The sequence below is a fragment of the Tumidithrix elongata BACA0141 genome (assembly GCF_036349135.1).
GTDB classification, from domain to species: Bacteria; Cyanobacteriota; Cyanobacteriia; order Pseudanabaenales; family Pseudanabaenaceae; genus Tumidithrix; species Tumidithrix elongata.
Map to the genome: position 1 here is coordinate 1 of NZ_JAZBJZ010000125.1, position 15,619 is coordinate 15,619.

The window sequence follows — 15,619 nt, forward strand, 5'->3', positions numbered from 1 at the left end:
CTTCTCTCTTTTTATTTTCGTTTTTCGTCTCTGACTGATTTTTAGAGGTGCCCTTGTGATGGTGAACAACAAAAGTTGGCGCTCCTCTAAACTGAAATTTAGAGGAGTACAGCCTAAAATATAAAATCAAAAACGATAATTTGGTGTGAATGTTACGCGATCGTTATATCGATAATTTTTTAAACAATCTTGAAGTCAAGCTCTGGGAGGAGCTAATACCATTTCTTGAAAAGACTGCGCTCTGCGCGAAACCTAAAACCCAATCTGTTGAAAATTTAAGAGAAATTGGTCTAAATCAATTCGTTCCGTTGCGGAGATGTAGATATGACTTTCGCTCGGCGTCATTAAAATGCTCGATCGCATAGCGCAGCATTGTACGGGGCATTTGACTGGCATAACGGTTTAGAAAGGCTTCTAAAACAGGACGTTCTTTTTTGCCAACTTCTCGTAACATCCAACCCACAGCTTTATGAATCAAGTCATGGGAATGATGCAGTAAAATCTCTGCGATCGCGATCGTATCAGTAAATTGTCCGTACTTAATAAATTCTCCTGTGGTAATAATGGCAATTCTTTGCTGCCATAAATTTTGAGAATGGGCGAATTCGTACAAGATGCTGCGATCGCGCTCTAAGAGGTAAACTCCTACAATCGGGCGACAACTGACATCCACCAAATCCCAATTATTGATCCATTGCGTATGCGCTAGATAAAAGCGAACGATTTCAGCTTGCTCGATCGCATTCGCTTTAGGGAATTGGTAAGTCAAAATCAGTAATGCGGTCAAGCGATGTTCGTGGATCTGGCTGGCTAAAAGTTGCTCGATTTCAGATAGTTCCAAACTCACAAATTCCTTGGCTAGCTTTCTTTGGGCGGGGACAGTGATGCCCAAAAAGCGATCGCCTTCCCCATATTCTCCTTTGCCAGTTTTAAAGAATCGAGAAAGTGTCTTGGCTTTTTCTAGATCTTCAAGACTTTTGAGTTTATTTTTGAGTTGAGTCAGTTTATCCATGAACTGCGATCGTGAGGTTTTTGATAATATCTTACTGAATGGTTTCAGAAAGAGGCAATCGCGATGTTAGAAGCAAAATTAAAGCAAAACGAACCACGCGACGCCCAACTTCTCGATTCGCAGTTTCCCAAAGGAAGCGATCGCGAATGTCAAAGTACCCATATTAAGGTGGAGTTTGATTTTGAAGGCAGAATCATGAAATTTTAGCGACATCTGACTTGATGGTTTCGTGCAACTATGCTGAAATGGGTATGATAGAACTCACGCGAGAAAGTGAAAGCTCATGGATCCCGTAACAGTAGCAACGACGATCGGCACCATATTTCTAACGGAAGCGCTGAAAAAGTCTGGAGCGAATATTGGTGACGCACTGAGCAAAAAGGCTGGGCAAGCGATCGCTAAAATTCGCGAACATTCTCCTGATACTGCCAAGGTTTTAGAGGCAGGCGATCCAACCGTGTTAAATCTGGGGAAAGCCGTTTTAGAAGAGATCCCACCTGACCCGATTTTTGCCGAATTGGTTGCGGCGGCTGATGCTGAGGAGAATCAGGAATTTAAAGAAAAGTTTCAGGCAGTAAAAGCAGGTGGCACGATTACTATTATTGGCAAACAGATTGCTGTGAGTCAGACAGGGACAAATAACACCCAGAATAATACTTTTACTCTATGACGACAAAAGTACGCGATCTGCTGAAGTTGCTTGAGGCTGACGGGTGGTTTTTGGTGGATACTGTGGGTAGTCATAGACAGTACAAACATCCAACAAAGTCAGGGAAAGTGACGGTGGCGGGTAAGTTGATCGATGATGTACGCAAAGGGACACTGGCAAGTATTCTCAGACAGGCAGGGTTAAAATGATCGACCAATATTTAATCGTCTTGGAAAAAAGTGAGACTGGGTTTTCGGCATATTCACCTGACGTAGAAGGTTGTATAGCGACGGGCGAGACTTTGGAAGAAACGACAAAGCTGATGCGATCGGCGTTGGCTTTACATTTAGCCGATCTCGATGAGTTACCAAAACCGCGTGGAATTGATGCGTATTTGGATGCTTTGCGCGATTCGGAAGGTGAAGAGTTTTATTTAACCCATATCTCTGTCGCGAGTTTGCAGGGGATGAACCGTGGGCAACTCAGAAGTTAATATCGACCAAGACGGTTCGGGTAATACGCAGAACAATACGTTCAACTATAACCAAATCTTGCAGGAAGCAAAGCGCTTAGGGATTCCGTTGAACTTGCCGCCGACGAATGTGATGTTTTTTGCGGGGCGGGAAGATGACCTAGGACAAGTGCATGGACTTTTGCAGCAAAATCAACGGGTGGCGGTGTCAGCCTATGTCAAGGGCATGGGTGGTGTGGGTAAGACCGAGTTAGTGATTCAATATGCGTTGCGGTATATATTGACAGACTATCGCGGTGGCATCTGTTGGTTGCAGGCAAATAGCGATCTGGCGATCCAGTTACGGGATTTTGTGCGGGTGCAGCTAGATCGGGCTTTTCCCGACGATTTGGATACAGTGGAAAAGTTGGCGGCTTATTGCTGGAGGTGTTTGACCGAGCATTTAAGCGCCGATTCTGAGACCAAAGCACAACCCAAAAAGATGCTGGTGATTTTGGATGATGTGAAGGACTATGAAACCTTAAAGCCATATTTGCCACCGATGGGAGGAGCTTTCACAGTATTGGCAACGACGCGGCTAGAGTTGGGTGGAACGCAGCAGCAATATCGCTTAGATGTTTTAGAAATATCGGCGGCTGAGGCGTTACTACGATCATTTTTACCTACGGATGACCCTCGCAGGACAAGCTCAGAAATTACGGATCTTTGTGAATGGTTGGGAAGGTTGCCTTTAGCGATCGAATTGGTGGGGCGCTACTTGGCTCGCAAACGCGATCTATCCATTGTGGAAATGCTGAAGCGGTTGAAGGAGAAGAAGTTATTGCAAGATGCCCTCACGGATCTCCAACGTCGCGGGTTGCAGGAAATGACTGCCAAGTTAAATGTGATTGCTGCTTTCGATCTCAGTTGGCAAGAACTTTCAGAAGGAGCGCAGCAGGTTGCGGCTGTGTTGTCGTTGTTTGCACTTGCACCCGTGGCATGGCAGTGGGTGGAGTCTGCAATGTCAGAAGTAGATGCAGAGGAGTTAGAAAATTATCGTGATGATGAGTTGCTAAATTTGCATTTGCTTGAGCGAGAAGGGCAAGGGATGTATCAACTGCATCAACTTTTGCGAGAATATTTTCAATTTCAATTGCAACAACATCCCGAATGGTCAAGACTCAGGCAACAAGTTGTTGGCGCTTTGCTCACAATTGCCAAACAAATACCTCAAACTCCAACCTTAAAAGACATTGCCGAAGCAACAACCGTAATTCCCCATCTAGAAATGGTCAGCCGCGAGATGCTGGGTGATATTCCTAATCCAGAAGAAGATTTAGGATGGGCATTTACTAGTATTGCGAGATTTTATCAAGGTCAAGGACTTTATCGACTTGCGGAAGATCCTTGGCAAAGACGCTTAACTTCGGTTAGTGAGATTTTAGGAACAGACCATCCCGATGTCGCAACTAGTCTCAACAACCTTGCCGAACTATACAAATCGCAAGGACTGTACAGTACAGCCGAACCACTCTATCTGCGATCGCTTGAAATATGGGAACGACAACTAGGAGCAGACCATCTCTTGGTCTCCACCAGCCTCAACAATCTCGCACAACTCTATTATTCGCAAGGGAAGTACGTCGAAGCTGAACCGCATTATCTGCGATCGCTCGAAATTTGTGAACGCGCCCTAGGCACAAACCATCCCGAAGTCGCCACAATTCTCAACAATCTCGCACAACTTTTCGATTCGCAAGGGAAGTACGCTAAAGCCGAATCGCTCTTTCTGCGATCTCTCGAAATCTGGGAACGACAACTAGGAGATGACCATCCATTGGTCGCCACAATCCTCAACAATCTGGCAGCACATTACAAATCTCAAGGGAAGTACGCCGATGCCGAACTGCTCTATTTGCGATCTCTCGAAATCAGAGAACGACAACTAGGAGCAGACCATTCCGACGTCGCCACTAGTCTAAACAATCTTGCCGAACTATACAAATCCCAAGGAAAGTACGCCGATGCCGAACCGCTCCATCTGCGATCGCTTGAAATCTGGGAACGCTTCCTAGGAGCAGACCATCCCAATGTTGCTACAAATCTCAACAATCTTGCAGGGCTTTACCAACTGCGAGGGAAGTACGTCGAAGCTGAACCTCACTATCTGCGATCACTCGAAATTTGTGAACGCGTCCTAGGAGCAGACCATCCCGATGTCGCCACAAGTCTCAACAATTTCGCAGGGCTTTACGATTTGCAAGGGAAGTACGCCGAGGCCGAATCTCTGTACCAAAGAGCCTTACAGATTTGCGAGCAAGTTTTGGGTGTGGCTCATCCAAGTACGATGACTGTTAGAGCAAACTATGCCCAGTGCCTTAAGAAGTGGGCATCGCACTCTAAATCTAGACTTCCTTAGAGCAAGGGAAAGCAGTTTATTTTAACTAGAAAACCAAAGCTGAAAATATCAGATATGACATATAATTAATAAAATGGAGTTGAAAGATAAGCTTGTATTCTGGCTACATACTGAAATCAAGACCCCGCCATTCTCTGAGAACGCAAGGCTAACGGCTGGATATTTTATCCGTAAGCTGCAACAGCGTGAAACATTGTCAATGCCAGATTTACGGCTCATGCCGAGTATAGGCGATCGATGTTGTGAGTTGAGAATACCCGATGGTGATAAAACATGGCGAATTATTTGTCGGATTGACGATGACGCTATCCTTGTTTTAAATATCTTCCCGAAAAAAACAAAGGCAACTCCTAAAAAAGAAATAGATCTTGCTAAGAACAGATTAAAAGCTTATGAGAAATTATTAAGAGGCTAATATTTATGGATTCTGAAGCACTTAAAAGATTAGAAGCAGCAGGTTGGCATTCTGGCACAGTGGCTGAATTGTTTGGGCTTACGCCTGAAGAGTCTGAACTCATTGAACTAAGACTTGCACTCAGTAAGAGAATCAAACAGCTAAGACTTGAAAAGAATTTGACTCAAAAAGCTCTAGGTAAGCAAATTGGAACAAGTCAATCAAGAGTTGCCAAAATTGAAGCTGGCGATCCTTCGGTATCGATGGATTTGATGTTTCGGTGTGGATTTGCTCTAGGAAGTAGTCGTAGAGATTTATTACTAGCGATTTCTGTTTAGTTTTTTGTTTTTTGCGATCGCTCCAAATCTTGGAACGTCAACTAGGAGCAGACCATCCCTCTGTCACCACTAGTCTCAACAATCTCGCATGACTTTACGATTCTCAGGGGATGTACGGCGAAGCTGAACCACGGCTCAGGCATACCAAGACACGCAAAAATTGCTATATTGTTTTCGTTTAACCCTCAAAAAGTCTCTGAGAAAACAAATGTCACCCTTTAGCAAGCAGATTCGTAAGCTGATTTCCTTAAATAGGCTAAAGCCTTGGCAAGCGATCGCATCCATTCCCCTCGGTCTTGCCTTAGCGATCGCCACAGGTACATCTGCCCTTGCTGCGCCTCCACGCACGCCTGACCAAAACGTTGAGTGTGAAATTCTGATTGTGGGGGGTGGTTTAGCGGGTACGGCAACAGCCTACGAAGCTTTGCTAGCAGGACGCACGGTTTGCATTACCGATATTACCGATTGGATTGGCGGACAGCTTACTTCTCAGGGAACTTCGGCATTGGATGAGTCTAAAAAACAGCGATCGCTCCTATTCTACGCGCGGGGCTATAAAGAACTGCGGGACAGCCTGTTAAATTACTATGGCAAGATCAATCCGGGTGACTGTTGGGTGAGTGCCTCTTGCTTCATTCCATCGGATGCCAATAAGTTACTATTTGAGATTCTCGATGGTGCAGCCAAGAAAGGGGGCGGGCAGCTCAAGTGGTTTCCCAACACAACCATCAAGGAACTAGAAGTTAGTTCGGATGGCAAAATTATTGACGGTGCGATCGCAATCCAACATCGTGCAGCCCCCAATACTCCACCGCTCAATACTGAGCCTCTCTCTGCGATCGTTGAGGATGCCTATCGCTATGAAAATTCACCTCGTTTGACCAAGACGATTCTCCATTTCACGGCTAAGCCTTCCACTGAGACCAAATCCTCCTCTACGCCTAAATGGTATGTAGTGGAAGCCACCGAAACGGGCGAAATTATTGCGCTTGCCGATGTTCCCTATCGTCTAGGCATCGATCCGCTTTCCCATCTCAATCCCTCTTCTCCTTCAGCCGCAGGCGATCCGTTCTGCACGCAGGGTTTTACCTACACCTTTGCCTTACAGCAAACCGAACAACCTCAGCCCCAAACCAAGCCTAGTTTTTACGATCGGTATTTGTCTTACTATAGCTACGACCCTAAACCAAACAAGTTTGATTTTGACTCGGTGTTTACCTATCGCCGCATCTGGGCTCCCAATGCCGAGAGTCGTCCGAAAGCTACGGTGTTTCGGGTGGGAGCCCCAGCCCCACAGGATATCTCTATGCAAAATTGGGTGTGGGGGAATGACTATCGACCTGGCACGTCCGAGGATAATCTGATCTATAGCCGCGAGCAGTTACAGCAACTAGGTCAACTCGTCCCTGGTAGTTGGATGGGAGGATTGCGTACAGAAACCCTCCGCAAAGGTGAGGAAATTGCCTTAGGGTTCTATTATTGGTTGGTGGCAGGCACGACCGACTCCCATTTGGGCGATGGGGTCAAAAAGCCATACCCCAACCACCTCCTATTAACGGGGCTAAATTCCCCAATGGGAACGATGCATGGCTTGTCGAAGTACCCTTATATCCGCGAAGGTAGAAGGATTGTCGGTCGTCCATCTTTTGGCTATGCAGATGGCTTTACGGTGAGCGAATTGGATATCTCTCGCCACGACTATCGCGAAGATTATTATCGCCAGAACCTTACGCCCAAGATGTATCGCGACATGTGGGTTGCGCTTGCAGGTTTAGAATCCGTTGTGGCAGTTCGAGGTGCATCGATCGAGCAAATTTCACGCCGCACCCGTTCGAGTATTTATCCTGATGCGGTGGGAATTTCTCAGTATGCGATCGACTTCCATCCCTGTATGACTCTGTCTCCACCTGAGGCAAAAGGAAATACAGAGAGAGCAGGTGTGCGCCAAGCCCATGGCATGGCTTTCCCCGCTCAGATTCCGTTGCGGGCGATGATTCCACAAAAGATTGATAATTTGATCGTGGCAAGTAAAAGCATTGCCGTAAGCAATATTGCTGCTGCTGCCTACCGCGTCCATTCCTTTGAATGGTCAGTGGGTGCGGCTGCGGGGACAACCGTTTCCTTTGCGCTGGAAAAGGGAATTCCACCTTTTCAACTGGTTGAAGATATGCCTAGAGTCAAACCCGAACTGATGGAACTACGCGATCGCTTGGAGAAAAATGGCAACCCCACTGCTTTTCCTGACACTTCTGTCTTTAACTTGAGTTGGGACGACTGGAAGGTTTGGTAGTTACTACTTGGGTTTAGGTTTGGCGTTGTCAGGGAGTTTAATAAACACGCGATCGCCTGCCTTAACCCCTTTCAGAATTTGGGTTTGATTCTCTACCGTCGTACCAATCGTTACAGGTTGGAATTTCGCTTTCTTGTTTTCATCGGGAATGAGAACGCCGATCTTGCCATCTTCGGTAACGATCGCCACGGTTGGCACGACAAGAGCATTATCGATCTTTTGTCCGATAAATCTAAGGTCAGTATTCATGCCCGATCGCAACTGGTCTTCTCCAGTCTCTAAAAGGATGCGCACTTGAAACGAAGTCACATTTTGCTCGATTACAGCTTCAGGAGAGATCAAGCGTACCCGACCTTTATAAACGCGATCGGGGAAAGCATCCGCTGTAATCTCCACTTGCTGTCCAACCTTGATTTGAGCGATATCGACCTCAGGCACTTTCGCTAAAATTTCTAAACCATTGGCGAGCGTGACAATCGAGGTAGAAGTTGCCGAGTTACTCGCCGAAGCTGCCGTGGTTGGTGTGACAAAAGCCCCAACATTAGAGAATTTCTGCGTAATAATGCCATCAAAGGGTGCCACAATCACCGTATCTTGCTGTTGTACTTCTAGATTTCTGAGAGATGCGATTTGACCTTCTAACGCTGCCTCTGCTTGGGCGATATCTTCCACCCGACTGCCGTTTTGGGCTAATTCTAGTTGACGTTGTAGATCTTGTAGGTTTGCCAGAGCTGTACGTTCGCTTGTAACCACCTCGTCAAAGCGATCTTGGGTAATTGCCCCCTGTGCCTGTAAGTCTCGGTAGCGATTCACACGGACATTTGCCAGATTCGCACTTGCCCTTGCTGATTCCATACGGGCGCGGATCGAGGCTACCTCTTCAGAACGACTTCCATTTCTTAATTTTGCTAAGGTTGCTTCGGCAGAGGCAACATTGGCTCTGGCTTGCTGGACTAGGGGTTCAATGTTGCTATCATCCATGCGGGCGATGATTTGTCCTTTACGCACGCGATCGCCTTGCTCCACCAAAAGTACTGTGAGTTTCCCTGCCTGCTTGGGGCTGACATTCACACTTTGAATCGGCACAACCGATCCACTCGCTTTGATTTTGATACTTAACTCTGTGGAAATTACAGTTTCCGTTGCGTTTGTGATGTCTGCTGTTGTATCCCCACGATTGAGCATGCGAAAAGCCGTAAAGCCAACTCCCAATACACCTACGAGCGTTAAGCCTATCAGCCAAGGTCGCAGCCCTTTCTTGGGTTCTGTTTGCTTAGGCTGCTTTTGATCGGGTTCTGCTTGAGCTGATTCTATCGGATTTCGATCGGGTTCTTTTTTACCAAGTAGAGGAATTTGCATCACGTTGTAATTTTTGACTATTTTTTGAGTAATCCTCTATCTATCACTACATCCTAATCAGTAGCCTAAACAGGCTAAGCATTCACATAGACAGGAGGATAATTCAGACAAAAGTTTTTCGCGAATGCATGAAAATATCGCAGATCTTTTGGATTCGATATAATTATGTTTGCGCCCAACACCACAGCCTAATTTAATACAAGTTAGGCAAAAAAACATCACCCCTTAGCACGAAGATTCGCATGAAGAGCGGCAAAGAGATTTGCTCAGAAATATTTGCGGAGTCGAAGCCTAGTCTAACTCGTTGGCTAATACATTGGCGATCGCACGTTTCGCATCGGTACGAAATTCTTGAACATTTACCCGAGTGAGTAAGACAACTGCAAAGATCATGACTAACCCCTCGCAAATAAACACAAAACTATAGGCAAACATGGGTGTGTCAAATATTTTCTTGCCAATATCTAGCACGATACCGCCTGATAGCGTAGCCAATCCTCTCGCGATCGCCTGGGATAACCCCCATGCCCCCACAAATGTCCCTGCGGTCTCGGCAGCAGTGAGATCGAGCATGAGACTTAGTGCCCCAGAGGTTGTAATCCCAGACGCAAAACCAAAAAGTGCTAGAGCTGCTTGCAGTGCCCAAGTTTTTTGCAAAAAGCCTGATATCAAAAGCAGCAAACAACTTGCTGCCACCAGATAACAGCCCAGTCGCGCCGAGGCTTGTTTGCCAATGCGTGGAATCACCCAAAAACCGGAAGCACTTAAACCCATCAGCGTTCCCATGCCAAAAGCAGCATTCAGTTGTGTGGTTGCACAAATGCTCATACCAAACACGGCACCACCAAATGGTTCCATGATGGCATCTTGCATAAAAATACCGATGGTCATCATTAGTAAAAACGAGAAAAATAGCCCTGTTTGTTTACTGGCTGTTAGTACCTGCAAAGCACGCCCCAAGGTGAGTTTGTCTTCACTAGCTGCACTGCCGTTGAGGATCTCATTTTGGGCTACGCGAAATTTATAGCGCGAATATTTTTTTTCAATGCCATAGGTAGCAAAAACTGTTAAACCAACGACCGCCGCAGGAACGGCTAAAAAAACCAAGTCGATCGCTGATTGCAATTGCGTCAAGCGATCGCCCTGAGCATAAATGGAAACATTGCTGGGGGGCGTACCCGTACAGGGTAATAACCGCGAAACCACAATTGCCCCAATCACAATGCCAACCATCAGCATTGACCAGACAATGCTGACTAGTTTTGAGCGTTCTTCTTCGTCAGAAATATCAACAAGCAGTGCTGCAAAGGGAGTAGAGCTTAAGCTGATAGAAATTCCGTAAAGGGCAAACATTCCACTCAAAAGGATTGCCCATCCGTAGGTGCTTCCAGTCCAGCCAACTTCATACACACTACGTCCTAATTGCCACATAACTTGGGTGGTAAAAAAGCCAACGATCGCAAACATCACTGCACCGATCCAGACGTAGCCCGTGCGATGCATCCCAAAAATTGTTTTGGCGTCAGATGTTTGCCCGAACCATACTCTAGCGGGAGAAACAAACAGAGGTATGGCAATAAACCCAGCGGCAAGCGTGGCAGGGATGACGAGTTCGTTAATCATCAGGCGATTCAGTAACCCTGCAATCAACAAAGACATAATGCCCAGGCCCATTTGAAATAAGCCCATCCGAAACATGCTTAGCAAATTGAGTTGCGGGTGACTAGAGAGATTGGGTAATTCTGAATCTGGTTGAGAGGATTGGTGTGGACTATTCATGATCTAAGTTTTCAGTGAGTTCGAGTTCAGACCTACGATTACTTTCAGGAGTTTGCAGGGCTTCTTTACGAGTTCCACGCACAACCCCTAAAATGGCAGCTAAGAGGAACCATCCCAAAAAATTGATGCGCGGATCGAATATGGTGACATCAGTCGTTTGAAAAATCATACAGCAACCAAAAGCGGTCAAGTAAGTGAATAGGATCAGGCGATCGGGCGCAGTCAATCGCAGCGATTTAGGGGATGACTCGTTGTTAGAACGATTCCCTTCGGGATGCATCCTGCCGCTAAGACATAAAACGCCCTGTGCCAAGACCCAACCCACGAGTCCTAAGAAAAAAAGTGCGATCGGAATTCCGACGGAAGCAGTTAACATCAGTACGAGGTTATGGGGATGCCCCAGCCACAGATGGGTCTGGGCTTCGTAGAGTTTGCCAAAGCTTTGTAGCCCCCACCCCGTCCAAGGTCTTTGCTGGGTTAGATTAATTGCCACTTGCCAGATCGTCGTTCGCATTTCAGCTTCCACTTGGTTCGGAAACATCTCTCCATTTAGTCTTGCCCAAATCGCTCTAGGAACAATCCACCGTAGCCATGTTTGGATGGGATTGGGACCAAATGCTGCCCAGACAAACGTTGCTGTAAGACCTGTGACGATCGCCACAATCCCTCGTTTTCCCAGATAACTCGCAAAGGCTAATGCCGAAGCGATCGCAGCAATCCAACCATTACGAGAATTCGACAAAAAGAGACAACTCGTGGTGAGTATAAGAATGCCCCACAAAAAACTAGAACGGATTTTTAGGATGCGATCGACATGTTGACTACAGCTTCGATCTATGGCTTGGGAACTCTTGGGCTTAAGTAGCGATCTATAGCGCTGATGCGTATCTAGCCAAAGCCCACCCGCGATCGCAAACACAATCGCCAAATAGTTCGCAAATAGGTTAGCATGCTTAAAGGTTGCCGTCATCCGATCGGGGGTATCAGAACCTTCCACAACTAATCGGGACAAATCGAAATTGGTATAGGTTGACCAACCTAGATAAAATTGCCCCAACCCAATGGCGATCGCGGGAATTGCCCCAATCACCAGTAACCATGCTAAACGCCGCAGTTGCTCTGGTTTCTGAATCAAAACTGCCGTTCCTGCAAACATCATAATGAAAGGAATGAAATTAAATATGCCCAAGCAGGATTCAAGCGGATTAAGGGCAAATATGGAGACAATCAACAAGCAAAGAATGAAGAGGCCAAAACCTTGAGTAATTCTCGTCCGAACAATTTGCTGAAATCGATGATACCAAGTGATGCCTATCACCATCAGCAACGGTACAATCGCAAACACAATATTCCATGAAACAAATACAATTCCCCATTGCAAACTTTGCCAAGCTAATTGCAATTGGGGATCTGGCAACGGAGCGTTTGTTAATTCAAACCGAGTCCACCACTTCGACCCTTTAAACTGCCATAAACGAGAGAAAAGATCCATACACCCCACCCACATTGATATTAAAGATTTAAGAAGTTAAATTTTAGATAGAAGCTTAAGTTAATGCTGGTGGGGCTGTTGGCAAGATACCTCTGGTACGGGGTCATAGCCCCCTGGATGCCAAGGATGGCAGCGACAAATTCGTTTCACCGCCATCCCACTACCTTTCCATGCTCCAAAGCGCTCGATCGCCGTCAGTGCATACTGAGAGCAGGTGGGCTGAAATCGACAACTAGGAGGCGTCAAAGGAGAGATACAAAAACGGTAAAAACGAATGAGCCAAAGTAAGATAGTTTTCATAGCTGATATTTTAGAACAGATTGAATTGGGTAAATCTTGATGTCAAAATCTCAATCCTTGACGATCGCCGTGATTCAAGCGGCTCTGGATGTTGATGCCACGACCGATGCCGCCACCAACATAGCCAAGATTACCGATTTTGTCTTAAAAGCCTCCGATCGAGGTGCACAGGTGATTTTGCCCCCAGAGCTGTTTGAAGGTGCGTATTTTTGCCGTGAAGAACGCGATCGCTTTTTTGACTGGGCTCATCCCGTTGCCGATCACCCGACAGTAAAACACTTTCAATCTTTAGCCCAGAAACTTAAGGTTGTGATCCCGATCTCTTTTTTTGAGCGTGCGGGGCAAGCCTACTACAATAGCCTTGCCACGATCGATGCCAATGGGGAGGTACTGGGCATTTATCGAAAGAGCCACATTCCCGATGGTCCTGGCTATGAGGAAAAATTTTACTTTCGCCCCGGAAATACGGGTTTTAAAGTCTGGCAGACCGCTTTTGGCAAGATTGGGGTGGGCATTTGTTGGGATCAGTGGTTTCCCGAATGTGCCAGAGCCATGGCATTGATGGGGGCAGATGTGTTGCTGTACCCAACCGCGATCGGTTCTGAGCCTGAAGAACCCGACCTGAATACCAAAGATCCTTGGCAACGCGCCATGATCGGTCATGCGGTTAGTAACGTGATTCCCGTTGCAGCGGCAAATCGGGTTGGCAAAGAAGGGAGCCAAATTTTTTACGGTCACTCATTTATTGCCAATCATCGCGGCGATAAAGTTGCCGAACTGAATGCCACAGAGGAGGGCATATTGCTTGCCCAATTTGACCTTGAGACGATTCGCCGCAATCGTGCTTCATTTGGCTTTTTCCGCGATCGCCGCCCAGAGCTTTACAACATCCTCACAACAGCGGATGGTGAACTTTAAGCATACACAAAAGCTTGGCTTGGCATTTATCCAGTAAAATGCAAGGGTAAGGTTTCAGAAAGAGCGTTTTTAAAGCTTTCTAAAGGGCAAGGGGCGATTTTGGAAAAGGGCACACTGGTTGAATTTCGTTTGCATGGCGATCGCCGCTTGGCAGTTGTAGATCGACCTGAGGGCAAAAAACACCTACAGGTGATTGACGAGAATGGCACGACCCACACGGTGCATCCTCGCGAAATTGACTTTGTGATCAAAAGTACGGCTGACTCCGATCCGCAGATGTTCACGGCACGGCAGATCCCTGTTTTCTTTCAACAGGTTCAGCAATATTTAGATCCCTCTAGTCTTGAAGTTGCCTGGGAGATTTTGATCGATGACAACAAATCTGTCACCCCTGACGATCTAGCCAATCTCCTGTTTTCTAAAGTATCTGCTGCCACCTCCTATGCTTCCTATTGGCTCTTGAGCAATGACAAGCTTTACTTTAAGCAAAAAGGCGATCGCTACGAGCCTCGACCCGCCACCCAAGTTGCCGAGTTAAAACATCAAGCCGAAGCAGCTCAGCAACGCCAGCGCGAAGCCGAAGCCTTTATCTGCAAGATGCAAAACAAGATCGCAGGCAAGCCGATCGATCTTCCCGAAGATGCGCCAACGGAACCAGAATGGACGAAACAGGAACGGCATCGCTTGGAGAGTCTAGAGCGATATGCCCTCTACGGTGAAGAGGCCTCAGATAAATCCGCTGCCCAAGAAATTTTGGTTTCAGTCAAGCGGACGAAATCTGAAATATCAGCGTTTCAGCTATTGGTTGATTTAGGGATTTGGAACCGCCATGAAAACCTAGCCCTGTTGCGCAGCCAAGTACCCACCACCTTCTCAGCCGAAGTTCTCAATGCTGTCAAACAATGCCTAGAAAATCCGATTCCAGATAGCTCTTTAGCGAAGCGGATCGATTTGACGCATTTGCATGTTTACACGATCGATGATGAGAGCACGACTGAGATTGATGACGGTTTGAGTATTGAGACCCTACACAATGGTCAAAAGCGGCTATGGATCCACATTGCCGATCCTACACGTTGGATCGAACCCCAGAGCCTGCTCGATCGCGAAGCCCGCAAAAGAGGAACCAGTGTTTATCTGCCCACGGGCATGATTCCCATGTTTCCCCACGAGCTGGCAACGGGGCCGATGAGTTTGATTCAGTCACAGGTTTGTCATGCCTTGTCCTTTGGGGTTGACCTCAGCGATCGCGGCGAAGTCATTCACGCAGAGATTCATCCCAGTCTGATTAAACCCAACTATCGCCTCACCTATGAAGATGTGATGGATATGCTGGATATGAGTATAGAGGAAGATCTCAATGCGATCGCCCAGTATGCCAAACTCCGAACCAACTGGCGGCTCTACCAAGGTGCCGTGAATATCGATCTGCCTGAAACCATCATTAAGGTCAATCCCAACGATACAGAGCAAATGACCCTAGAATTGATGGATGAGCCCTTTTCACGGCAAATGGTGGCAGAGATGATGATCTTGGCTGGAGAAGTTGCCGCTAATTTTGCCCAAAAGAATGGGATTCCGATTCCCTATCGCTATCAAGAAGCACCAGAATTACCCTCGGAAGAAATCTTGATGCAGTTGCCATCTGGCCCCGTGCGTGAGTTTGCCGTCTGTCGCTGCATGGCAAAGGGGGAAATGGGAATCTATGCAGCACGTCATGCTGGGCTGGGACTGGAAGCCTACACCCAAGCCACCTCTCCAATTCGCCGTTACACCGATCTCCTCACCCATTGGCAGATCAAAGCTTTTCTGAATGATGCGCCTTTACCCTTTACAGAGGCGACGCTATCGGATTCCCTATCTGTGATTGAGCCTGCGGTATATGAAGCCAATCAATTGGAACGTCAAACCGTGCGCTATTGGAGTTTGGAGTTTTTGCGACGCAATCGTGAAACCGCTTGGCGAGCAATCCTTTTGGACTGGTTGCGCGAACAGGATAAGCTCGGACTGGTACTTCTCGAAGATTTGGGCTTAAAGCTCCCCATGCGTATCAATCGCACCACAAATGTCGGTGAAAGTTTCAATGTCAAGGTCAGCGAAGTCGATCCGCGCAAAGATTTGATTCAGTTCTATGAGGTGCAACAGGTTGAATCATTCAGCATGGCCTAAGTACAGGACAAAAGATTGAGAGCATTAGAAAAGGCATCAGCGTTGAGTT

15 protein-coding genes are annotated in these 15,619 nt (G+C 46.9%); 10 read left to right on the top strand and 5 right to left on the bottom strand.

Features of this window, described 5'->3' with window-relative positions:
• Positions 1-295 precede the first annotated feature (295 nt).
• Positions 296-1,012 (bottom strand): DNA alkylation repair protein, encoded by a 717-nt coding sequence (locus V2H45_RS21565; protein WP_330485751.1) that lies wholly within the window; start codon positions 1,010-1,012, stop codon positions 296-298.
• 63 nt (positions 1,013-1,075) lie between these two features.
• Between V2H45_RS21565 and V2H45_RS21570 the strand changes: the two genes are divergently transcribed.
• The 8 genes from V2H45_RS21570 (at position 1,076) to V2H45_RS21605 (ending at position 7,553) form a co-directional block, all read left to right on the top strand.
• The gene (locus V2H45_RS21570; protein WP_330485752.1) at positions 1,076-1,219 is read left to right on the top strand and encodes a hypothetical protein; all 144 of its coding nucleotides are present in this window, start codon (positions 1,076-1,078) and stop codon (positions 1,217-1,219) included.
• Positions 1,220-1,295: 76 nt separating this feature from the next.
• Positions 1,296-1,682, top strand: coding sequence for a hypothetical protein (locus tag V2H45_RS21575; RefSeq protein WP_330485753.1), 387 nt, complete (start codon positions 1,296-1,298; stop codon positions 1,680-1,682).
• A complete protein-coding gene (locus V2H45_RS21580; RefSeq protein ID WP_330485754.1) occupies positions 1,679-1,870 on the top strand; it encodes a type II toxin-antitoxin system HicA family toxin in 192 nt (63 codons plus the stop codon). Before V2H45_RS21575 ends, V2H45_RS21580 begins: the two co-directional genes overlap by 4 nt.
• Positions 1,867-2,154, top strand: a complete 288-nt coding sequence (locus V2H45_RS21585; protein ID WP_330485755.1) for a type II toxin-antitoxin system HicB family antitoxin — start codon at positions 1,867-1,869, stop codon at positions 2,152-2,154. The genes V2H45_RS21580 and V2H45_RS21585 overlap by 4 nt, the downstream gene beginning before the upstream one ends.
• The gene (locus V2H45_RS21590) at positions 2,135-4,531 is read left to right on the top strand and encodes a tetratricopeptide repeat protein (RefSeq protein ID WP_330485756.1); all 2,397 of its coding nucleotides are present in this window, start codon (positions 2,135-2,137) and stop codon (positions 4,529-4,531) included. Before V2H45_RS21585 ends, V2H45_RS21590 begins: the two co-directional genes overlap by 20 nt.
• A gap of 73 nt (positions 4,532-4,604) precedes the next feature.
• The gene (locus tag V2H45_RS21595; protein WP_330485757.1) at positions 4,605-4,946 is read left to right on the top strand and encodes a type II toxin-antitoxin system RelE/ParE family toxin; all 342 of its coding nucleotides are present in this window, start codon (positions 4,605-4,607) and stop codon (positions 4,944-4,946) included.
• Positions 4,947-4,951: 5 nt separating this feature from the next.
• A complete protein-coding gene (locus tag V2H45_RS21600) occupies positions 4,952-5,263 on the top strand; it encodes a helix-turn-helix transcriptional regulator (protein ID WP_330485758.1) in 312 nt (103 codons plus the stop codon).
• A gap of 208 nt (positions 5,264-5,471) precedes the next feature.
• Positions 5,472-7,553 (top strand): FAD-dependent oxidoreductase, encoded by a 2,082-nt coding sequence (locus V2H45_RS21605; protein ID WP_330485759.1) that lies wholly within the window; start codon positions 5,472-5,474, stop codon positions 7,551-7,553.
• Positions 7,554-7,556: 3 nt separating this feature from the next.
• Here the strand turns inward: V2H45_RS21605 and V2H45_RS21610 are convergent, their stop codons facing one another.
• From V2H45_RS21610 to yidD, 4 genes are all read right to left on the bottom strand, one after another.
• Positions 7,557-8,912, bottom strand: coding sequence for an efflux RND transporter periplasmic adaptor subunit (locus V2H45_RS21610; RefSeq protein WP_330485760.1), 1,356 nt, complete (start codon positions 8,910-8,912; stop codon positions 7,557-7,559).
• A 291-nt stretch (positions 8,913-9,203) separates the two neighbouring features.
• On the bottom strand, positions 9,204-10,691 hold the full coding sequence (locus tag V2H45_RS21615; RefSeq protein ID WP_330485761.1) for a BCD family MFS transporter: 1,488 nt from the start codon (positions 10,689-10,691) through the stop codon (positions 9,204-9,206).
• Positions 10,684-12,183, bottom strand: a complete 1,500-nt coding sequence (locus V2H45_RS21620) for an O-antigen ligase family protein (protein WP_330485762.1) — start codon at positions 12,181-12,183, stop codon at positions 10,684-10,686. The genes V2H45_RS21615 and V2H45_RS21620 overlap by 8 nt, the downstream gene beginning before the upstream one ends.
• Positions 12,184-12,243: 60 nt before the next feature.
• Positions 12,244-12,483, bottom strand: coding sequence for a membrane protein insertion efficiency factor YidD (yidD, locus tag V2H45_RS21625; RefSeq protein WP_330485763.1), 240 nt, complete (start codon positions 12,481-12,483; stop codon positions 12,244-12,246).
• 39 nt (positions 12,484-12,522) lie between these two features.
• Between yidD and aguB the strand changes: the two genes are divergently transcribed.
• Together aguB and V2H45_RS21635 are read left to right on the top strand one after the other, a co-directional pair.
• A complete protein-coding gene (aguB, locus tag V2H45_RS21630; protein ID WP_330485764.1) occupies positions 12,523-13,401 on the top strand; it encodes an N-carbamoylputrescine amidase in 879 nt (292 codons plus the stop codon).
• A 99-nt stretch (positions 13,402-13,500) separates the two neighbouring features.
• Positions 13,501-15,570: a ribonuclease catalytic domain-containing protein gene (locus tag V2H45_RS21635; RefSeq protein ID WP_330485765.1), complete on the top strand. Its 2,070-nt coding sequence runs from the start codon at positions 13,501-13,503 to the stop codon at positions 15,568-15,570.
• Positions 15,571-15,619: the final 49 nt, after the last annotated feature.

Bases quoted from the DNA above. Each gene is read 5' to 3' on its own strand.
- V2H45_RS21600 (WP_330485758.1), top strand. From the start codon at position 4,952: ATGGATTCTGAAGCACTTAAAAGATTAGAAGCAGCAGGTTGGCATTCT.
- V2H45_RS21580 (WP_330485754.1), top strand. From the start codon at position 1,679: ATGACGACAAAAGTACGCGATCTGCTGAAGTTGCTTGAGGCTGACGGG.
- aguB (WP_330485764.1), top strand. From the start codon at position 12,523: ATGTCAAAATCTCAATCCTTGACGATCGCCGTGATTCAAGCGGCTCTG.
- V2H45_RS21570 (WP_330485752.1), top strand. From the start codon at position 1,076: ATGTTAGAAGCAAAATTAAAGCAAAACGAACCACGCGACGCCCAACTT.
- V2H45_RS21565 (WP_330485751.1), bottom strand. From the start codon at position 1,012: ATGGATAAACTGACTCAACTCAAAAATAAACTCAAAAGTCTTGAAGAT.
- V2H45_RS21615 (WP_330485761.1), bottom strand. From the start codon at position 10,691: ATGAATAGTCCACACCAATCCTCTCAACCAGATTCAGAATTACCCAAT.
- V2H45_RS21595 (WP_330485757.1), top strand. From the start codon at position 4,605: ATGGAGTTGAAAGATAAGCTTGTATTCTGGCTACATACTGAAATCAAG.
- V2H45_RS21610 (WP_330485760.1), bottom strand. From the start codon at position 8,912: ATGCAAATTCCTCTACTTGGTAAAAAAGAACCCGATCGAAATCCGATA.
- V2H45_RS21575 (WP_330485753.1), top strand. From the start codon at position 1,296: ATGGATCCCGTAACAGTAGCAACGACGATCGGCACCATATTTCTAACG.
- V2H45_RS21605 (WP_330485759.1), top strand. From the start codon at position 5,472: ATGTCACCCTTTAGCAAGCAGATTCGTAAGCTGATTTCCTTAAATAGG.
- yidD (WP_330485763.1), bottom strand. From the start codon at position 12,483: ATGAAAACTATCTTACTTTGGCTCATTCGTTTTTACCGTTTTTGTATC.
- V2H45_RS21585 (WP_330485755.1), top strand. From the start codon at position 1,867: ATGATCGACCAATATTTAATCGTCTTGGAAAAAAGTGAGACTGGGTTT.
- V2H45_RS21620 (WP_330485762.1), bottom strand. From the start codon at position 12,183: ATGGATCTTTTCTCTCGTTTATGGCAGTTTAAAGGGTCGAAGTGGTGG.